We start from the raw sequence: 18459 nt of genomic DNA, 5'->3' as shown, positions 1-18459 counted from the left end.
ATGCTAGCTGCTGCCCTAAAACGGCGGCGGATCGTCGGGATCGTCCGGACAGCCGATAGCGCCCGCGGCGTGGTGTTGCCGGGCCAGGCGGGCTTGCTTGTTGTGGTTGCGTTCGGCGGCGATCGCCTGGGCGCATTGTTGCCTGCGGGTGCGGGTGCGGGTCGGCGCGTTCGACAGATTCCCTGCCCGAGCGGTGGAACCGAGTTTCGGTAGGCGCGCTGTCGGTATGCACAGCGTGGGAAACAACAGGGCGCTGCCGGGTGTGGTGACGTGTCTCTGCCCGCCGGGCAGGGTCCAGATCACCGTGCCATCGGGGAGTTGCTCGTCGTGCCAGCCATAGAACGTCTTCAACAAATGGTGCAGCTTGCATAGGCATTTGAGGTTCGACGGATGCGTCGGCCCGTCGGGATGCGGGACGGTGTGGTCAATTTCGCAACCCACGGCGGGCCGGTCACATCCCGGTGCCCGACAGGTCAGATCGCGGCACCGCACGAAGTCGGCCAGTGCCCGCGATGGCCGGTAACTGCTTTCGGGCGCAGCGTCGACCGGCGGGATGATCGGTAGCCATTTCGCGGCGGCGGCAAGCTCACGCAGGATTTCGGCCGGGATCAACGCATCGGCACCCGGGCAGAAGCCAGGGGCTTCGCTACGTCCTTCGAGTGCGCTCTTTTCGCCGACGACGTGGATGACGACATGGCCGGCAGGGCGCCGGTTGGCCGCGGCGGTGCAGCTATCACTGCCGCAGGTGCACGCCAACTGCTCGGCGCCCTCGACCATTGCGCCAATAGCGTCGGCGCGGCGCTGATCCTTGGTCCGCGGGTCGGCGTCGCAGACGGTGGCGGCGAGTTCATCCAGGCGTCGATCCAGGGCCAGGCCGGTCGTGTTGAACAACCGCGCCTCGATCTCAGCCATGCCGGCGTCGGTCTCGCCGATCTCGACATAGCGGTCAGCGGCAACATCTTTCGCACGCCGAACCAGGTCCGGGTCGAGGCGGTGGATGCGCTTGTCGATAGCGTCGACGAGGCGTTTACGGCTCATCGACTTCCACCGCGACACCAGCACCGCCAGATCAGCGTCCAGGGTGGCCATCAGGGTGGGGTCGGTGACCAGCCCGGTGCGGAAGACGATGGTTTGGAACATGGCGTAGTCGATATCGCCGGCTTCGAAAATCGCCCCAACCTTAGGGAGGTCTTCGCGCATGGCCATCGCATATTTGAGGTAACTATCACCCTTATTGGAGCTGACCCGCAGGGTAGCGCCGATCTGGGCGGCGACGGCGTCCCAGGTGTCGATAGCCATCTCGGCGCATTCGCCGGTGGCGCGGAGGCGGTCGGTATAGAAATCGGCGACCGCGACCAACCGTTCGGCGGCGGCCTGGGACTCCGCCCGCGACGCTGCCCGGACCCGCTCCAATAGCGAGACCGACAGAGGAGTTTCCTCGTAGGCGACCGCTGTCTCGAACATACGTTCGATTGTGCCATGGGGGTACGACGCTTTTACTCGGGAAGGCCCGCCTTGACGGCGTCAGCCTGCTTCGTGGCGATGTCCTGCCCGATCTCCTGCGGCACGTTGTCGCCAGCCGGACCTTCGAACGACAGGTGCACGAGCGCCTTGCCTTCGCTGAACATGATCACCGTCACCGCCTTGGCACCATCGGGTGACGTGCCGGTGGCGATCGTCCCGTTGGTGCCGACGTCGATCGGCTCCGGTGCGCCGGTGACGATCTCGTTCAGGGTGGCTTTGTTGCTGGTGAAGTTCGATTCCGCGGCAGCCGTATCAGGGAACACCAAAATGGTGTCGATGACGCGGTGTTTTCCATCGGGGCTTTCGAAAACCTGCGCGACCCCAGGGTTGCCGCCGGGATTGAGCTGCGGGGGTCCCGGCGTGGTCGCGTTATCGCCGACATCGGTCGCCGGGATGAGCAGATTGCTGTAGTCGGCCGGTGCGGCGCTGGTCGACGACGCTACCGCCGAACTCGACGCTGCCGAACTCGATGCTGCCGAACTCGATGACGACGGAGCGGATCCCTCGTCCTTGCTACACCCCGCGGTGACGCCGACAAGAAGCGCGGCGACAGCCACGCTGGCTCCCGAAATGCGTGCGATATTCATTCATGTCCTTCCCCGGCAATTGATTGCTTATCTCTACACCGGCGAAGCCCCTCGACTATCTCCAATAGCCAATTGACTGTGTAATTACTCGCCGTCGTTGTCGTCGCGCAGGGAATGGATCATGCTCCGCAGGATTCGAAATGCGTCCGCCTGCTCGGCCTTCGTCATACCGGCCAGCATTCTGGCCTCGACGGACCGGACCGCTGCGCTCGCCTTCTCCAGGCTGCGTCGGCCCCGAGGCGTGAGCTGGGCGGGAAGAACCTTTCCGACGGGCGCCTCGGCAGGCCTGTTCACGTAGCCATCTCGTTCGAGCGCTTGGAGCAGCACGTTCATCGACTGCCGGGTCACGAATGCGCCCCGCGCGAGTTCAGAGTTCGATAGGCCTGGTCGTTGAGCCAGCAGCTCGAGGCAGGAGTAGTGCGTCACGCTCATCCCGAGCGGCCGCAGCACCTCCTCCATGGCTGCGCGCAGGACGCTCGACGCCTCTTTCAGCAGGTAACCCAGTGACGTCTCCAGGTCGACGCCGACACCGTCTTGACTCATGTCAGTATTCTGACATAGGTTGATTCGTGTCAGCTAACTGACATGAAAAGAAGGAGCTCATCATGCCCGTCACCGGTCCCGACTTCATCTCGCTCCAAGCCCGCGATCTCGACGCTTCGCAAGCGTTCTATGAGCACTACCTCGGCCTCGTCCGTTCACAGGCCGGACCTCCGCACGCCGTCGTCTTCGAGACCACGCCGATCGCGTTCGCACTGCGCGACGTCATTGCAGGTACCGACCTCGCCTCTGTGGCCCAACCCGGCATCGGTGCCGCAATCTGGCTACACGCCACCGACGTTCAGGCCATTCACGATGCTCTCGTCGCCGACGGTCACACCATCGTCTCCGCACCGATTGACGGCCCCTTCGGTCGGACGTTCACCTTCGCCGACCCCGACGGCTACCAGCTCACTCTCCACGACCCCGCCTGAGCGGCCGCCCCTTGCCGGGCTGCATTATTGTTCGATCATGACGGCCACCGAGACCACCGAGCCCTACTACGATCTCGGCACCTTCCACCGTCGCGTCGAAACCCCCACGCCCCAAGCACAATTGTGGTTCGACCGCGGTTTGGTCTGGGCTTATGCGTTCAACCATGCCGAGGCGATCACCTGCTTTGAGAAGGCGCTGACGATCGACGCCGGACTGGCGATCGCCCGCTGGGGTATCGCCTACGCGGTCGGGCCGAACTACAACAAAGCCTGGGATGCGTTTGACCCAGTTGACCTGGCGGCGTCGTTGGCCCGGGCCCGGATGGAACTTCGGCTGGCCGCCGATGGTCGTGCCAGCGCCGCGGAGCAGGGGTTGATCAACGCGTTGGCCACCCGCTTCCCCACCGATGACCCCGATGACGCGGACGCGCTCGCCACCGGGCACCACGCGTACGCCGACGCGATGGCCGAACTGGCAGCCGCCTACCCCGATGATGTCGATATTGCGGCGCTGGCCGCCGACGCCCTGGTGAACGTCACCGCATGGGCGTTATGGGATACCAGCACCGGTGAACCCGCGCCAGGGTCGCGGGTGCTGGAGGCTAAGCAGCTCCTCGACGACGCACTGGCCACTGATGCCGGCAAGGCGCATCCCGGGATCTTGCATCTTTATCTGCACACCATGGAGATGTCAGCGCATCCGGAGGTGGCGTTACCCGCCGCGGACCTGCTGCGCGATCTGGTTCCCGACGCAGGCCACCTGCAACACATGCCCACCCATATCGATGTGCTCTGCGGGGATTATCACACCTCGGTCGAATCAAACCTGGCCGCCGTCCGCGCCGACCGGCGATTCGTGGAACATGAAGGGCCGCTGAACTATTACTCGCTGTACCGCGCTCACGACCTGCATTTCGTGGTCTACTCCGCGATGTTCAGCGGTCAGTCCCAGATCGCCTTGGCGGCGGCCGCCGAACTCTCCGAACAGCTCACACCCGAGCTGCTGTCCATCGAATCTCCGCCGATGGCCGACTGGCTGGAAGCCTTCGTTCCGCTACGCGTACACGTCTTGATCCGGTTCGGCCGCTGGGATGAGCTGATCGCCGAGCCGTTGCCGGCGGACCGGGATCTCTACTGTGTGAGCACCGCACTGGTCCACTACGGCCGTGGTATCGCGCATGCAGCGAAAGGCCAACTGCCGCAAGCGCATGCCGAACGGGCGGCGTTTGTGGCCGCGGTGGCGAACGTACCGGATTCACGTTGGCTGTTCAACAACGTCTGCAGCGACATCCTGGCCGTCGCCGCCGCCATGCTCGACGGTGAAATCGCCTACCGGGAAGGCCGTTTCGACGCGGCCTTCGCCGATCTCCGCACCGCCATCGCCCGCTCGGACGGGTTGGCCTATGACGAGCCGTGGGGCTGGATGCAACCCGTCCGGCACGCCTACGGTGCGCTGCTGCTCGAACAGGGCAATGTCGAAGAGGCTGCGAAGGTCTATGAAGCCGACCTCGGCCTCGACCCCACGTTGAGCCGCCCCTGCCAGCACCCGGGAAATCTGTGGGCCTTGCACGGGTACCACGAATGCCTGCAACGACTGGGCCGCGCCGGAGAGGCCGGCATCATCGGCAGGCAGCTCGAATTGGCCAAGGCCAGGGCCGACGTGCCGATCGAGGCGTCGTGCGCATGCCGGCTGGCGACCACACCGTCCTGCTGCATCGACTGAGCCGAGCTATCAGCCGTACGGTCGGTCTGGCAGGGACCCCGTGGGTAAGCTCCGAACCTGTGGGAGTGACCGACGAGGATGTCGAACACCTGGCGCGCTGCGTACAACTGGCCCGGCAGGCACTGGACAACGGTGACGAGCCTTTCGGTTCGATCCTGGTCGACGCCGACGGGAAGACCCTGTTCGAGGATCGCAACAGGGTGAAGGACGGGGATGCGACGCAGCATCCCGAGTTTTCGATCGCCCGTTGGGCCGCGGCCAATATCGCGCCCGTTCGCCGCATCCGCACCACCGTCTACACCTCCGGTGAGCACTGCCCGATGTGTTCGGCAGCGCACGCCTGGGTCGGGCTGGGTCGCATCGTGTACGCAACCTCGGGGGCTCAGCTCAGCGGATGGCGCGACGAATGGGGCGCCGCACCGTCACCGGTGGCCCCGCTGCCCATCACCGTCGTGGCGCCAAGGCTGGTCGCCGACGGCCCGGTGCCGGAGTTCGAGGATGAGATGCGCGCCCTCTATGAAGCGAGGTTTCGACCATGAGTGAACCCGACTGGGTGGCGCACGCGATCTGGTGGCAGATCTATCCGCTCGGTTTTGTCGGTGCCTATCCCAGCGACCAGCCGCCCAGCTGTGACGAGCATCGGCTGCGCCGGGTGGCGGAGTGGCTCGATCACGCCGTGGAACTCGGTGCCTCGGGTTTGGCGCTGGGACCGATCTTCGCGTCGCGCACCCACGGTTACGACACAGAAGACTACTACCGCATCGATCCGCGACTAGGCGACGATGCCGATTTCGACCAGTTGATCGACGAGGCTCACCGGCGTGGGCTGCGGGTCCTGCTCGACGGTGTCTTCAACCACGTCGGTACCGAGTTTCCCCAATACCTTTCGGCTCTCGACGATGACTCCCCCGACCAACAAGAGGCCGCACGCTGGTTCCGCGGCCGCCCCGGCCGCTTCGGCACGTTCGAAGGCCATGGTGATCTGATCGCGCTCGACCACAAGCAACCCGAGGTGGTGGACTACGTCGTCGGGGTCATGTCGCACTGGCTGGATCGGGGCGCCGATGGTTGGCGTCTCGACGCGGCTTACTCAGTGCCAGAACGGTTCTGGGCCCAGGTACTGCCGAAGGTCAGGGAGCGCCATCCCGACGCCTGGTTCGTCGGCGAAGTCATCCACGGCGACTACGCGGCGCTGGTCGCCGGAGCGGGGTTCGACTCGGTCACCCAGTACGAACTGTGGAAGGCGATCTGGAGCGGTCTCAACGACGCCAACTTCCACGAGTTGGACCATGCGTTGAAGCGGCACAACGAATTCCTGAACAGCTTCGCTCCGTTGACCTTCATCGGCAACCACGACGTCACCAGAATCGCCAGCCAACTGACCGACCCCGCGCATCCCGCCCTCGCGCTGGTGCTCCTGCTCACCACCGGCGGGGTGCCAAGCATCTACGCCGGCGACGAGTTGGGCTTCCACGGCGTGAAGGAAGAGCGCTTCGGTGGTGATGACGCCGTGCGGCCCGAATTCACCTCTCCCCCAATGCAGGTTGATGACGCTGGGGCGCAGATGTTCGCCCTGCACCAGTACCTGATCGGCCTGCGGCGCAGGAACCCCTGGCTGCACGCCGCCCGTACCCGCCCGTTGAAATTGGATAATCGCACCTACGTCTATGAGACGCGTAACGGTGACGACGCGCTGATCATCGCGCTGAACATCGATGATGAGCCGGTACGGCTGGGACTGGCTGCGCTGGGGCAGCAACCCAGCGTGGTGATCGCCGGTAGCGGTGCGCCACCCGAGGAGCAGGTCACCGAGATCGACGTGCCTGCGCAGGGTTGGCGGATCCTCCGGCCGGCGCAGTAGGGCCTGCGCCCGGACGAATCAGGCCAGATTGTGACCATCGGACATACTTGACCCTAGTTGTCCAGGTTTGCAGGCTAATCTTCTGAACCGATGACGACACCGACAGAGCCCGAGGCTGATCTCGAGCACGAGGCTACGGCCAGCGCGCCGAGACGACAGTGGCGCAACAACCGCGGGCTGCTGTCCCGGGTGAGTATCCAGTCGAAGTTGTTGGTCATGCTTCTGGTCACCAGCGTTCTGTCGGTGGCAGTGGTCGGTGCCATCGGTTACCAGTCGGGGCGGAATTCACTGCGGGTATCGGTGTTCGACCGGCTGACCGAGATTCGCGAATCGCAGACACGCGCGTTGCAGAACGAGACGCAGAACCTGAAGAACTCGCTGGTGATCTATTCCCAGGGGTCCACCACGATCAATGCGCTGGATGCCTTCACCACCGGATTCGACCAGCTCAACAACTCGGTCATCAATCCCGCCCAGCAGCAGTCGATTGTTGACTACTACAAAAATTCGTTCGCCACAGTCGAGGACGCGCAGACCGGTAACGACGTGAGCGTGGCAAACCTGCTGCCCATGTCGAACCCGCAGAAATATCTGCAGGCGAACTACACCGCGCCCTACCCCAACAACAGTGACGCCATCAACAACGACGACGCCCGCGACGGCAGTTTGTGGTCGGCGGCGAATGCGCAGTACAACGATTTCTTCCGCGAGATCGTCAACCGGTTCCAGTTCGAGGATGCCCTGCTGATCGACACCAGAGGCAACGTCGTCTACACCGCCTACAAGGGCGTCGACCTGGGCACCAACATCCTGACCGGCCCCTATCAAGGCGGCAACCTCACCGAGGCCTACACCAAGGCGATGGCATCCAACGCCGTCGACTACGTCGGTATCACCGATTTTGGTGACTATCAACCGGCCGATCAGCCCACTGCCTGGCTGATCGCGCCCGTGGGTCCACAGGGCCGGGTGGACGGTGCGCTGGCGCTACAGTTCCCGGTCTCGACGATCAACGAACTGATGACCGCCGATAAGCGGTGGGCACAGGTCGGCATGGGCAAGACCGGCGAGACGATACTCATCGGCGAAGACAACCTGATGAGGTCGGACTCGCGCCTGTTCGTCGAAGACCCGGAAGCCTTCAAACGCGACGTCATCGCAGCGGGCACCCCGCCGGACGTCGCACAGGAGTCGATCCGCCAGCACGGCAACACGTTGGTCCAACCGGTCAACGCCGACGCCGCTCACCGCGCGTTGCAGGGACAGGTCGGCACTGAGATCGAGCGGGACTATCTAGGGAACGAGACGCTGCAGGCCTACGCGCCGGTCGATATCCCTGGCCTGCACTGGGCGATTGTCGCGAAGATCGATACCGCCGAAGCGTTTGCGCCGGTCTCCGTCTTCACCCGCAAGCTGGTGCTGTCCACCGTGGCGATCATCTTCGTCGTCTGCCTGGCGGCCACGTTGTTCGCCAGGTTGTTCGTCAGACCGATCCGGCGGCTGGAATCCGGCGCGCAGAACATCAGCTCCGGCGAGTACGGGATAACGCTGCCCGTGCATTCACGGGACGAATTCGGGGACCTGACAGCGGCTTTCAACGATATGAGCCGCAATCTGTCCATCAAGGAGGATCTGCTCAACGAGCAGCGTCAGGAAAACGACCGGCTGATGCTGTCGCTGATGCCCGAACCGGTGGCGCAGCGGTACCGAGAAGGCGAAGAGACCATCGCCCAGGACCATCAGAACGTCACGGTGATCTTCGCCGATATCATCGGCCTCGACGAACTGTCGGCACACCTGAACTCGGACGAGCAGCTCGCCATCGTCAACCAGTTGGTCCGCCAATTCGATTCCGCTGCAGAGAGTCTCGGCGTCGAGCAAATCCGCACCCTGCACAACGGTTACCTGGCCAGCTGCGGACTCAATATTCCGCGGCTGGACAACGTACGGCGGACAGTCGATTTCGCGGTCGAGATGCAGCGCATCATCGACCGGTTCAACGGCGAGACCGGTCACGATCTGAAACTGCGGGCAGGTATCGACACCGGTACCGTCACCAGCGGTCTGGTCGGTCGGGCCAGCCTTGCCTATGACATGTGGGGCTCGGCGGTCAGCTTGGCCTACCAGGTGCAGAGCGGGTCACCGCAACCCGGCGTATATGTCACCTCCACGGTATACGAGGCCATGCGGGACACCAGAGCATTCGCCGCCGCAGGGGACGTCATGGTCGACGGCGTGACCGAGCCGGTCTGGCGGCTCAGTGAGCGGCACGGATGACCAGCGTGCTCGAAATGCCCTGGTTCTACTGGGCTCTCGGGGTGGCCATCGGCCTGCCGCTGGGGTTGGTCGTGCTAACCGAAGTGCAGAATGCGCTGACCCACCGCAACAGTGTGTTCGTCAAGCCCGTCAGCCTGCTACGCAACTACATCCTTCCGCTGGGCGCCCTGCTGCTCTTGTTGGTGCAGGCCACCCAGGTCTCGGCAGATGCCACCCCGGTCCGCATCGTCGCGACGGTACTGGGGTTTGTCGTGCTGATCCTGGTGCTGTCCGGGCTGAAGGCCACCCTGTTCCAGGGCGCTCCGGAAGGCAGTTGGCGCCAACGGATTCCGTCGATCTTCCTCGACGTGGCCCGGTTCGTGGTGATTGCCGTCGGCCTGGCTATCATCTTCTCCTACATTTGGGGTGCGAATGTCGGCGCCCTGTTCACCGCATTGGGCATCTCGTCCATCGTGCTCGGTCTGGCCTTGCAGAACTCGGTCGGTCAGGTCATCTCCGGCCTGCTGCTGTTGTTCGAGCAGCCGTTTCAGATCGGCGACTGGCTCAACATCCCACCGGCGCGGGGTCGGGTCATCGAGGTCAACTGGCGGGCCACCCATATCGATACCGGCGGCGGCCTCCAGATCATCCCCAACTCGATGTTGGCTGCGGCGTCGTTCACCAACCTGAGCCGCCCGCCGGGGGCGCATTCGATCACTGTGACCTCGGTATTCTCCGTCGACGATCCGCCAGACGATGTCTGCTCGATGCTCAGCGCTGTCGCAGGCGCCCTACCGCACCTGCGTAAGGGCACCGCCGTCAAGGCGGTCCCGACCGGTGCCAACGCCTACGCTACGTCGATCCCACTGCACACTCCCGCCGATGACGGGGCGGCGCGGGCGATGTTCCTGCGGTGGATGTGGTACGCATCGCGCCGCGCCGGTCTGCACCTCGATGAGACCGTCGACGATTTCGCCACCCCCGAGCGGATCGAGAGCTCCCTGCGGACCATCGCCCCGACGTTGCGGCTCAGTCCCGCCGATCAACAGGAACTGTTGCCCCACATCAGGATCACCCGCTACGGAACCGACGAGCGGCTACAGTCCACCGGTCAGATACCCAAGCGGATGACGTTTGTGGTGCGTGGGCGGGTGCGGCTGTCGGTGACTGCCGAGGCGGGGGCATTGGTGCCGGTCCGGGTTCTCGAAGAGGGCGATTTCCTCGGGCAGACTGCGCTCACCCGGGAACCGGTGCGCGCTGACGCGACGGCGCTCGGCGAAGTCACCGTCCTGCAGATCGACCGTGAACACCTCGAAGAGCTGGTGCTGCGGAAACCGTTGCTATTACAGGAGATCGGGCGGTCGATCGAAAAGCGACGGACCGATATCCAGCGTGCGCTGGCCAGTGTCAGCGAGAAGTGAGCTATCCCTGAGCGGTCGGCCGGATGGTGATATCGCCGATCTCGACGTCATGTGGTTGTTCGATCGCGAACGCTATCGCCCTGGCAACGGCATCAGCAGGCAAGCCGAAGTCGGTCGGATTGAACTCGGTGCGAACGTATCCCGGCGAGATGGAGGTCGTACGGATCACGCCGTCCGTCGACTCCTGACGTAGCGCCTCCATGAATGTGCGTATCGCATTCTTGGTCGCGGCATACCCGGCCTGCGTGGGCACGATCTTCAGCCCGGCCGTCGACACTGTCGTCACGTAGTGACCGTGCCCCTGGCTACGGAACACCGGCATGGCCGCGGCGATGCCGTACAGCACGCCACGCAGGTTGACGTCGATCATCGCCGACCACCCGTCGACGTCGCCGTCGACAACCGGTCCGAGGTGGGCGACGCCGGCGTTGGACACCAGCACGTCAAGCCCGCCGAATTCGTCGGTGGCGGCGGCGATCAGGCGCTCCAGATCCTCGCGGCGGGTGACGTCGGTGCTGCAGGTGATCACCGAAGCGCCATGCGCGCGCAGTTCATCGGCGATGAGGTCCAGTCGGTCGGTTCGGCGTGCACCAAGGACCAGGGACGCGCCGTTGGTGGCGAGCAGGCGAGCGGTCGCCTCACCGATACCACTGCTGGCGCCGGTGATGGCGACAATCGGCCCCGTCACGCGATGCTCAGCACGAGTTTGCCGCGGGTGTGCCGCTGTTCCAGCTCGCGATAGGCATCCTGAACATCGTCCAGCGGGAACGTCCCGGCGATGGGCACCTCCAACTCGCCCGCGGCAATCAACGCGGCCAGTTCAGCCAGCACCGCGGCGGTGGACGCTTCGGCGCTGCCCTCGCCTTTGATGCCGAACCGCTCGACCGCGGCGAAGTCGATGATGGTGTCCACCCGCTGTGGCGCGACCCCCAGTTCCTCGACGGCGAGTTGAACGTAGCCGCCGCCGAACAGGTCGAGGAAGGCGTCGACCGTTCCCGACGGCGACCCGATACGCAGCCGGTCGGCCAGATCATCACCGTAGTTCACCGGGATCACCCCGTGCTCGATCAGCCAGTCGTCATTGGACGGGCCGGCGATCCCGAGAACCGTTGCGCCGGTTCGCTTTGCCAGCTGTACGGCAATGGTTCCGACCCCACCCGCCGCACCGGATATCGCCACGGTATCGCCTGCGGTCAGGTGCACCGACCGGACTGCGGCGTATGCGGTGACACCAGCGACGTAGAGGCCGCCGGCCACTTCCCATGACACGCCCGGCGGTTTACGGGTCAATTGCCCGGCCGGGACGGCAACGAACTGCGCCTGGCTGGAGCGTTGATCGGAAAACCCGAGCACCTCGTCGCCAACAGCGAAACCCTGCACGTCGGGGCCGAGTTCGGCGACCACCCCGGCCAGATCGCTGCCCTGGCCGGACGGGAAGGTCGCGGGCCAGCGGTCATCCAAAGCGCCACTGCGGATCATCGCCTCGCCGGGATTGATGCCGGCCGCTTTCACCGCGACCAGAACCTCGCCGTTGGCCGGAACCGGGCGCGGTACCTCACGCACCCGAAGAACGTCGATATCGCCGTACCCGTCGAATTGGACCGCTTTAGTCATACGGGCTACGACAGGTGAACCGGGATGGCTATTCCCTCACAGCTGCCGGTCAGCAGATACCCATACTGTCGAAGCGGTGACGGCAACCGATCAGGGCTGGTCGCGTATTACGGTCTGCGCGCCGCGGGGGCGTCGGCGTGATCGCACGCCGGCGCCTCGACCCGTTCGCCGCCTATCTGCTGCTGACGTTCTGCTCTCCGCGATGTGGGGTGTCGGCCTGCTCATTGAGGTCGCCATCCGGCTGGTGGTCATCGCCCCAGGGGAACAAACCGCGCCCGCCTGAGGTTGAGCCCGGCAGTATCAACTTTGGAGGAATTATGGCGCAAGCCCAATCTCTGCCGGTGTTGTTCATCGCCGATCCGATCGTGCTTCCGGGCATGGTCGTCCCCATCGCACTCGATGACGCAGCACAGGCCGCCGTCGAAGCAGCGCAGGTCGCCGCGGAAGACGGAACGTCCGGCAAGCTTCTGATCGCCCCACGGCTTGACGATCGGTACCCGACCTATGGCGTGATCGCGTCGATCGTGCAGGTCGGCCGGATCGCCGGCGGTAGCGGCAGCGCCGCGGTGGTCCGTGGCGAGCGTCGCGCCCATATCGGCACCGGCACCACCGGGCCGGGTGCCGCGCTGTGGGTCGAGGTCGAAGAGGTGGCGGAAGTAGACGTCACCGACGACGTCAAAGCCCTGGCCGCCGAGTACAAGAAGCTGCTGCTGGCGATGCTGCAGCGGCGCGAAGCCTGGCAGATCATCGATTACGTCAACCAGCTGACCGACCCGTCGGCGCTGGCGGACACGTCGGGCTACGCCTCGTATCTCACCGATGTCCAGAAGCGTGAGCTGCTGGAGACCGAAGACGTGGCGCAGCGGCTGCGGGTCCTGATCGACTGGACCGGTTCGCACCTGGCCGAGACCGAAGTCAACGACAAGATCGCCGACGACGTCCGTAGCGGCATGGAGAAGACGCAGAAGGAGTTCCTGCTGCGCCAGCAACTCGCCGCGATCCGCAAGGAACTCGGCGAAGGCGAGCCGGAAGGGTCTGACGATTACCGGGCCCGTGTCGAAGCCGCCGATCTGCCCGAGAAGGTGCGGGAAGCTGCGCTGCGTGAGGTCGGCAAGCTGGAACGCTCCAGCGAGCAGAGCCCCGAGGGCGGTTGGATCCGCACGTGGCTGGACACCGTCCTTGAGCTGCCGTGGAATGTCACGACCGAAGATTCGACGGACCTGAAGGCGGCCCGCGAGATCTTGGACGCCGACCACCATGGTCTGGACGATGTGAAAGACCGCATCGTCGAGTACCTGGCCGTGCGGGCCCGTCGTACCCAGCGTGGACTGCAGGTTGTCGGCGGCCGGGGATCCGGTGCCGTCATGGTGCTGGCCGGCCCTCCCGGTGTCGGCAAGACGTCGCTGGGTGAATCGGTCGCTCGTGCGTTGGGCCGCAAGTTCGTTCGCGTCGCCCTCGGTGGTGTGCGCGACGAGGCCGAGATCCGTGGCCACCGGCGGACCTACGTCGGCGCGCTGCCGGGCCGCCTGGTGCGGGCCATCGGCGAAGCCGGCTCGATGAACCCTGTCGTGCTGCTCGACGAGATCGACAAGGTGGGCTCGGACTACCGCGGCGATCCGAGTGCGGCCCTGCTGGAGGTGCTGGACCCGGCGCAGAACCACACGTTCCGCGACCACTACCTGGACCTCGATCTGGACCTGTCCGATGTGGTGTTCCTGGCCACTGCCAACGTGATCGAGAACATTCCGTCGGCCCTGTTGGACCGGATGGAACTGGTGCAGATCGATGGCTACACCGAAGACGACAAGGTCGCCATCGCCCGCGACTTCCTGCTGCCCAGGCAGCGGGACCGGGCAGCGTTGACCGCTGAAGAGGTGGCAGTCACCGACGACGCGTTGCGTAAGATCGCGGCCGACTACACCCGCGAGCCTGGTATGCGCCAGTTCGAGCGGCTGCTGGCCAAGGCGTTGCGCAAGGCCACCACTGTGCTAGCCGGTAGGGACGGCTCAGTCGAGTCGCTGACCATTGACGAGCCGGATCTCGTTGCCTACCTTGGCCGTCCGCGGTTCACGCCGGAATCGCAGGAACGCACGGCGGTGCCGGGTGTGGCGACCGGCCTGGCCGTGACCGGCCTGGGCGGCGATGTGCTGTTCATCGAGGCGGGTTCCAATGAAGGCGATACCGGCCTGCAGTTGACCGGTCAGCTGGGTGACGTCATGAAGGAGTCGGCGCAGATCGCGCTGTCCTACGTGCGAGCCCACGCCGCCGAGTTGGGTGTCGACCCGAAGGCGCTCGATCGGCAGATCCACGTGCACGTGCCTGCCGGCGCGGTGCCCAAGGACGGCCCGTCCGCGGGTGTCACGATGGTGACCGCGCTGGTGTCGATGGCGACCGGACGTAAGGTCCGCGCCGATGTCGGGATGACCGGCGAGGTCACACTGAACGGTCGGGTGCTGCCCATCGGCGGTGTCAAGCAGAAGCTGCTGGCCGCGCAGCGGGCCGGGCTGACAACGGTTTTCATCCCGGCGCGCAATGAGGCCGACCTGGACGACGTGCCAGCCGAGGTGCTTGAGGCCCTGGAGGTCAAACCGATGACCGACGTGGCCGATATCATCGCGCAGGCGTTGGAGCCGGTCGCAGAGACGGCGACCGTCGCCGCTTAATCACCAGATTGCACTCGGGGTCGTGATTTCTTATCAGTCACGACCCTGAGTGCAATGTCGACGCGAGGAGAGCCATGCCCAGACGCGGAGAGCCGTTGCGCAAGCTCGGGTTCCTGACCATCGGCCGGTTCGACGCCGAGAACCCGGGACCCGGCATCGAAGAGACGCTCGATGTCATCGTCCATGCCGAGAATCTGGGTTTCGACAGCGTGTGGCTGCGCTGCCGACATCTGCAACCCGGTATCTCCTCGCCGGTGGCGATCATGGCCGCCGCCAGTCAGCGCACCTCCCGGATCGAACTCGGCACCGCCGTCATCCCGCTGGGGTTGGAGAATCCGTTCCGGTTGGCCGAAGACCTGGCCACCGTCGACATCCTCTCCGGTGGTCGGGTCAATCCCGGTGTCTCGGTGGGCACCCCGATGATGTACGACAATTTCAAAACCGCGCTGTACCCGGAAACCCACGAGCTGGAGAACTTTTCCAAGGATCGCGTCGTGCGGCTCCTGCAATATCTGCGCGGCGAGCCGGTCAGCGAGTTCGAGGGCACCGTCGGGATCGAGCAGTTCAGCCGTCAGGTACAACCGCACTCCCCCGGGCTGGCCGAGCGCGTCTGGTACGGCGGCGGACTGTCCTCGGCGATCTGGGCCGGCCAACAGGGCATCAACTATCTGACCAGCTCCGTGGTCAGCGCTGACGGCACCGACTCGCGTGATTTCGCCACCATTCAGGGCGAACAGATCGACGCCTATCGGGCCAACCATCCACACCCCGAAAATTCCAGGGTGTCACAGGGTTTGGTGGTCATTCCGACCGACTCGGCAACACCGGATCAGGTCCGGCGGTATCGCGAATACGCCGCCAGCAGGTTGGAACGCACCAAGACCCCGCAGGGCGCGCGCGGAATGCTGTTCTCCCCCGATTACGTCGGCACCTCCGACGAATTAGCAGACCAACTGTTCGCCCACGCGGGCTTCCAACGCGCCGACGAAATCGCCTTCGCCCTGCCGTTCACCTTCGACGCAGACGATTACACGCAGATCATTACCGATATGGCCGAACATCTCGGCCCTAAACTCGGGTGGCATGGCCTATGACCAGGACCTCGCCAACCGCATCCGGGAACTCCTCGCAGGACAATCCGGTGTTGACGAGAAAGCCATGTTCGGCGGCCTTGCCTTCCTGATCGGGGGCAAGATGGCCGTCGCGGTTACTAGCACTGCGGTTAGCGGCCAGGGCGGGCTGATGGTCCGCGTCGCACCCGAAGAGACGGCGGCCCTGCTGCAACGCGCACACGTCAGCCCGATGGTGATGGCGGGACGCGAGACCCGCGGCTGGCTACGCGTCGCCGGGGACGGCATCAAGACCAAACGGCAGCTGGTGTCCTGGGTGACCCGCGGGGTGGACTACGCGAAGGGTCTGTCGCGCAGCTAGGTTTGCCGCCCGCCGCCTCGGGTAGCCCCTATCGTGGCCGATCGCAATGAGCTCGTCACCCGACTCCTGGAAACCGCAGGCACCACCTACGCCGACGAAGCGGGAATCACCCTCAAGGACACCCCAACACCGTCCTGGCGCCGGCAGCCGACCTCGGACTGCCGACCGATGCAGCAGAACTCGGTGGCGGGCTAGTTTGGTAAGCGAAGGGAGAAACGCACATGTCTGAACCCACCACGTTCGTCATCATCGGCGGCGGCCTAGCCGGTGCGAAAGCCGCGGAGGCGCTGCGGGAACAAGAATTCGGCGGACGAATTGTGCTGTTCGCACAAGAGATCCATCTGCCCTACGAGCGCCCGCCGCTGTCCAAAGAATTTCTGGCCGGTAAGAAATCGCTCCCGGAGTTCACCGTCCACGACTCGTCGTGGTATTCCGATCACGATATCGACCTGCGGTTGGGTCGGGCCGTCACAGCCATCGACCCGCAGGCGCGCACGGTACGTGCCGATGACGGCAGCATCGAGTCCTATGACAAGGCGCTGCTGGCCACCGGCTCGCGGTCACGTCGACCAAAGATCCCCGGCTCGACCGCCTTGGGAGTGCACTACCTTCGGACGATAAACGATGCCGAAGTCTTGAATTCTGCTCTGCAAGAAGGTTCTTCGCTCGCCGTGGTCGGAGCCGGTTGGATCGGACTTGAGGTGGCGGCCAACGCACGCCAACGCGGAATCGACGTCACCGTGGTGGAATCGGCGAAGCTACCATTACTGGCCGCCCTCGGCGAAGAGGCCGCCGAGGTGTTCGCCGCACTGCACCGCGAGCACGGTGTCGACCTACGCTTGGAAGCCTCCGTCGAGGAGATCACCACCGACGCCGGCAAGGCAACCGGTCTGCTACTCGGGGACGGCTCGACCATCACCGCCGATACCGTGCTGGTCGGCGTCGGAGCCCAACCCAATACCGAATTGGCCGAAGAGGCTGGGCTGGCCATGGCCGGCGGCGGGGTCCAGGTCAGCGCTGCGCTGCGCACCAGTGACGCCGATATCTATGCGGTCGGTGATATCGCGGCGGCGGACCACCCGCTGTTCGGTACCAGGATCCGCACCGAACATTGGGCAAACGCCCTCAAACAGCCGGCCGTCGCGGTCGCCGGAATGCTCGGCAAACCAACCGAATACGACGAATTGCCCTATTTCTTCACCGACCAGTACGACCTCGGTATGGAGTACGTCGGACATTCGGCCGGTTACGAGCGTGTCGAGTTCCGCGGTGACGTGCCTGGCCGGGAATTCACCGTGTATTGGCTCGACGGCGATGACCGCGTACTGGCGGGGATGAACGTCAATATCTGGGAAGGCCTCGACGAGATCAAGGCCCTGATTCGCGACCGCCGGCCTTTGCCGACGTAGCAGTCGAGGCCCGCACGACCAGTTCGGGACGAAACACCACATGACGTGGCTCGGCGCGTTCGACCGCATCGAGCAGCAGTTCGATTGCGGTGGCGCCGATATCCGCGCTGGGCTGGCGGATCGAGGACAGCGGGATCGCCGCGGACCGGGCGAAATCGATATCGTCGTAACCGATTACGGCAATCTCGCCGGGGACCGAGATCCCGCCCTGCATCAACGCCTGCAGCATGCCGATCGCCAGCAGGTCGTTCGCGCAGAACACCGCATCGGGTCGATCCCCTGCCGCACGCGCACACAGCTCTTCACCCGCCGCCCGGCCGGCCAACACGCTGGGTTCCGCGGTCTCCATCGCCTCCAGCGTCGCGTCGGGATGGTCCTCGATCGCCGCGCGCGCCCCGGCAAGCCGGTCGGCGACCTGCCGCAGTCCGGCCGGGCCGCCGACATAGGCGATGCGGGTGCGACCCTGCTCGCACAGATGCGCCACGGCCGCCCGCCCGCCGGCCACATCGTCGACGGCGACGGACGCGAACGGCGTCCCGGTACCGTCGCGATCGACCAGTACCACCGGAACGCCGCGGCTGTACAGCGCGTGTAATCGGGTGAGATCTTCACCGACCGGCGAGATCAGCAGCCCGTAGACACGCTGCTCGTCGAACGTCTCCAGGTACGCACGCTCCCGTCCGGCGTCGTCATCGGAGGTGCCGAGCAGCACCACCAGATTGTTGGCGGCAGCGCGCCGCTCGGCCGAGCGGGCGACATCGGTGAAGAACGGGTTCCCGACGTCGAGCACCAGCAGCCCGACGCAGCGCGACGAACCCGCCCGCAGTTGACGGGCCGCGTCATTGCGGATGAAACCCAACCGCTCGATCGCGGCGTGTACACGGGCGACGGTGGCCGGCGCGACCCGCTCGGGGGCGTTGAGCACATTGGAAACGGTGCCGACAGATACCGACGCTGCCGCGGCTACTTCCCGGATGCCGACCGCCATCGGAGCTC

At 65.0% G+C, this 18459-nt stretch carries 18 protein-coding genes; 12 read left to right on the top strand and 6 right to left on the bottom strand.

Features of this window, described 5'->3' with window-relative positions; genetic code table 11:
• Positions 1 to 15: 15 nt before the first annotated feature.
• The 3 genes from ADBZ9O_RS18370 to ADBZ9O_RS18360 form a co-directional block, all read right to left on the bottom strand.
• Positions 16 to 1464: an HNH endonuclease signature motif containing protein gene (locus ADBZ9O_RS18370; protein ID WP_526524318.1), complete on the bottom strand. Its 1449-nt coding sequence runs from the start codon at positions 1462 to 1464 to the stop codon at positions 16 to 18.
• A gap of 32 nt (positions 1465 to 1496) precedes the next feature.
• Positions 1497 to 2111, bottom strand: coding sequence for a hypothetical protein (locus tag ADBZ9O_RS18365; protein WP_526524316.1), 615 nt, complete (start codon positions 2109 to 2111; stop codon positions 1497 to 1499).
• 84 nt (positions 2112 to 2195) lie between these two features.
• On the bottom strand, positions 2196 to 2654 hold the full coding sequence (locus ADBZ9O_RS18360) for a MarR family winged helix-turn-helix transcriptional regulator (RefSeq protein WP_526524314.1): 459 nt from the start codon (positions 2652 to 2654) through the stop codon (positions 2196 to 2198).
• Between the two features lie 62 nt (positions 2655 to 2716).
• Between ADBZ9O_RS18360 and ADBZ9O_RS18355 the strand changes: the two genes are divergently transcribed.
• The 6 genes from ADBZ9O_RS18355 (at position 2717) to ADBZ9O_RS18330 (ending at position 10346) form a co-directional block, all read left to right on the top strand.
• On the top strand, positions 2717 to 3085 hold the full coding sequence (locus tag ADBZ9O_RS18355; RefSeq protein ID WP_526524312.1) for a VOC family protein: 369 nt from the start codon (positions 2717 to 2719) through the stop codon (positions 3083 to 3085).
• A 37-nt stretch (positions 3086 to 3122) separates the two neighbouring features.
• Positions 3123 to 4808: a hypothetical protein gene (locus tag ADBZ9O_RS18350; RefSeq protein ID WP_526524310.1), complete on the top strand. Its 1686-nt coding sequence runs from the start codon at positions 3123 to 3125 to the stop codon at positions 4806 to 4808.
• A 59-nt stretch (positions 4809 to 4867) separates the two neighbouring features.
• Entirely contained in the window at positions 4868 to 5347 is a 480-nt protein-coding gene (locus ADBZ9O_RS18345) for a nucleoside deaminase (protein ID WP_526524308.1), read from the top strand.
• Positions 5344 to 6669 (top strand): alpha-amylase family protein, encoded by a 1326-nt coding sequence (locus ADBZ9O_RS18340; protein ID WP_526524306.1) that lies wholly within the window; start codon positions 5344 to 5346, stop codon positions 6667 to 6669. Before ADBZ9O_RS18345 ends, ADBZ9O_RS18340 begins: the two co-directional genes overlap by 4 nt.
• 90 nt (positions 6670 to 6759) lie before the next feature.
• Entirely contained in the window at positions 6760 to 8946 is a 2187-nt protein-coding gene (locus ADBZ9O_RS18335) for an adenylate/guanylate cyclase domain-containing protein (protein WP_526524304.1), read from the top strand.
• A complete protein-coding gene (locus ADBZ9O_RS18330) occupies positions 8943 to 10346 on the top strand; it encodes a mechanosensitive ion channel domain-containing protein (protein WP_526524302.1) in 1404 nt (467 codons plus the stop codon). Before ADBZ9O_RS18335 ends, ADBZ9O_RS18330 begins: the two co-directional genes overlap by 4 nt.
• A 1-nt stretch (position 10347) precedes the next feature.
• Here the strand turns inward: ADBZ9O_RS18330 and ADBZ9O_RS18325 are convergent, their stop codons facing one another.
• Positions 10348 to 11034, bottom strand: a complete 687-nt coding sequence (locus ADBZ9O_RS18325) for an SDR family oxidoreductase (RefSeq protein ID WP_526524300.1) — start codon at positions 11032 to 11034, stop codon at positions 10348 to 10350.
• Positions 11031 to 11960, bottom strand: a complete 930-nt coding sequence (locus ADBZ9O_RS18320) for an NADP-dependent oxidoreductase (RefSeq protein WP_526524298.1) — start codon at positions 11958 to 11960, stop codon at positions 11031 to 11033. Before ADBZ9O_RS18320 ends, ADBZ9O_RS18325 begins: the two co-directional genes overlap by 4 nt.
• Positions 11961 to 12036: 76 nt before the next feature.
• Between ADBZ9O_RS18320 and ADBZ9O_RS18315 the strand changes: the two genes are divergently transcribed.
• The 6 genes from ADBZ9O_RS18315 to ADBZ9O_RS18290 all read left to right on the top strand — a co-directional run bounded on the left by ADBZ9O_RS18315 (position 12037) and on the right by ADBZ9O_RS18290 (position 17463).
• Entirely contained in the window at positions 12037 to 12243 is a 207-nt protein-coding gene (locus tag ADBZ9O_RS18315; protein ID WP_526524296.1) for a hypothetical protein, read from the top strand.
• A 34-nt stretch (positions 12244 to 12277) separates the two neighbouring features.
• The gene (gene lon / locus ADBZ9O_RS18310; RefSeq protein ID WP_526524294.1) at positions 12278 to 14623 is read left to right on the top strand and encodes an endopeptidase La; all 2346 of its coding nucleotides are present in this window, start codon (positions 12278 to 12280) and stop codon (positions 14621 to 14623) included.
• A gap of 74 nt (positions 14624 to 14697) precedes the next feature.
• Positions 14698 to 15717 (top strand): LLM class flavin-dependent oxidoreductase, encoded by a 1020-nt coding sequence (locus tag ADBZ9O_RS18305; protein ID WP_526524292.1) that lies wholly within the window; start codon positions 14698 to 14700, stop codon positions 15715 to 15717.
• Complete coding sequence (locus ADBZ9O_RS18300) at positions 15707 to 16054, top strand: TfoX/Sxy family protein (RefSeq protein ID WP_526524290.1); 348 nt, start codon at positions 15707 to 15709, stop codon at positions 16052 to 16054. Before ADBZ9O_RS18305 ends, ADBZ9O_RS18300 begins: the two co-directional genes overlap by 11 nt.
• A 33-nt stretch (positions 16055 to 16087) precedes the next feature.
• Positions 16088 to 16249, top strand: coding sequence for a hypothetical protein (locus tag ADBZ9O_RS18295; protein ID WP_526524288.1), 162 nt, complete (start codon positions 16088 to 16090; stop codon positions 16247 to 16249).
• 26 nt (positions 16250 to 16275) lie between these two features.
• Positions 16276 to 17463: an NAD(P)/FAD-dependent oxidoreductase gene (locus ADBZ9O_RS18290; RefSeq protein WP_526524286.1), complete on the top strand. Its 1188-nt coding sequence runs from the start codon at positions 16276 to 16278 to the stop codon at positions 17461 to 17463.
• Here ADBZ9O_RS18290 and ADBZ9O_RS18285 read toward each other — a convergent pair.
• On the bottom strand, positions 17423 to 18451 hold the full coding sequence (locus ADBZ9O_RS18285; RefSeq protein ID WP_526524284.1) for a LacI family DNA-binding transcriptional regulator: 1029 nt from the start codon (positions 18449 to 18451) through the stop codon (positions 17423 to 17425). The two genes, ADBZ9O_RS18290 and ADBZ9O_RS18285, sit on opposite strands and share 41 nt — an antisense overlap.
• Positions 18452 to 18459: the final 8 nt, after the last annotated feature.

This window comes from Mycobacterium sp. (genome assembly GCF_965229105.1).
Classification (GTDB): Bacteria; Actinomycetota; Actinomycetes; order Mycobacteriales; family Mycobacteriaceae; genus Mycobacterium.
The sequence above is the reverse complement of the archived record's forward strand: the minus strand, read 5'-3'. Positions and strand labels throughout refer to the sequence as shown.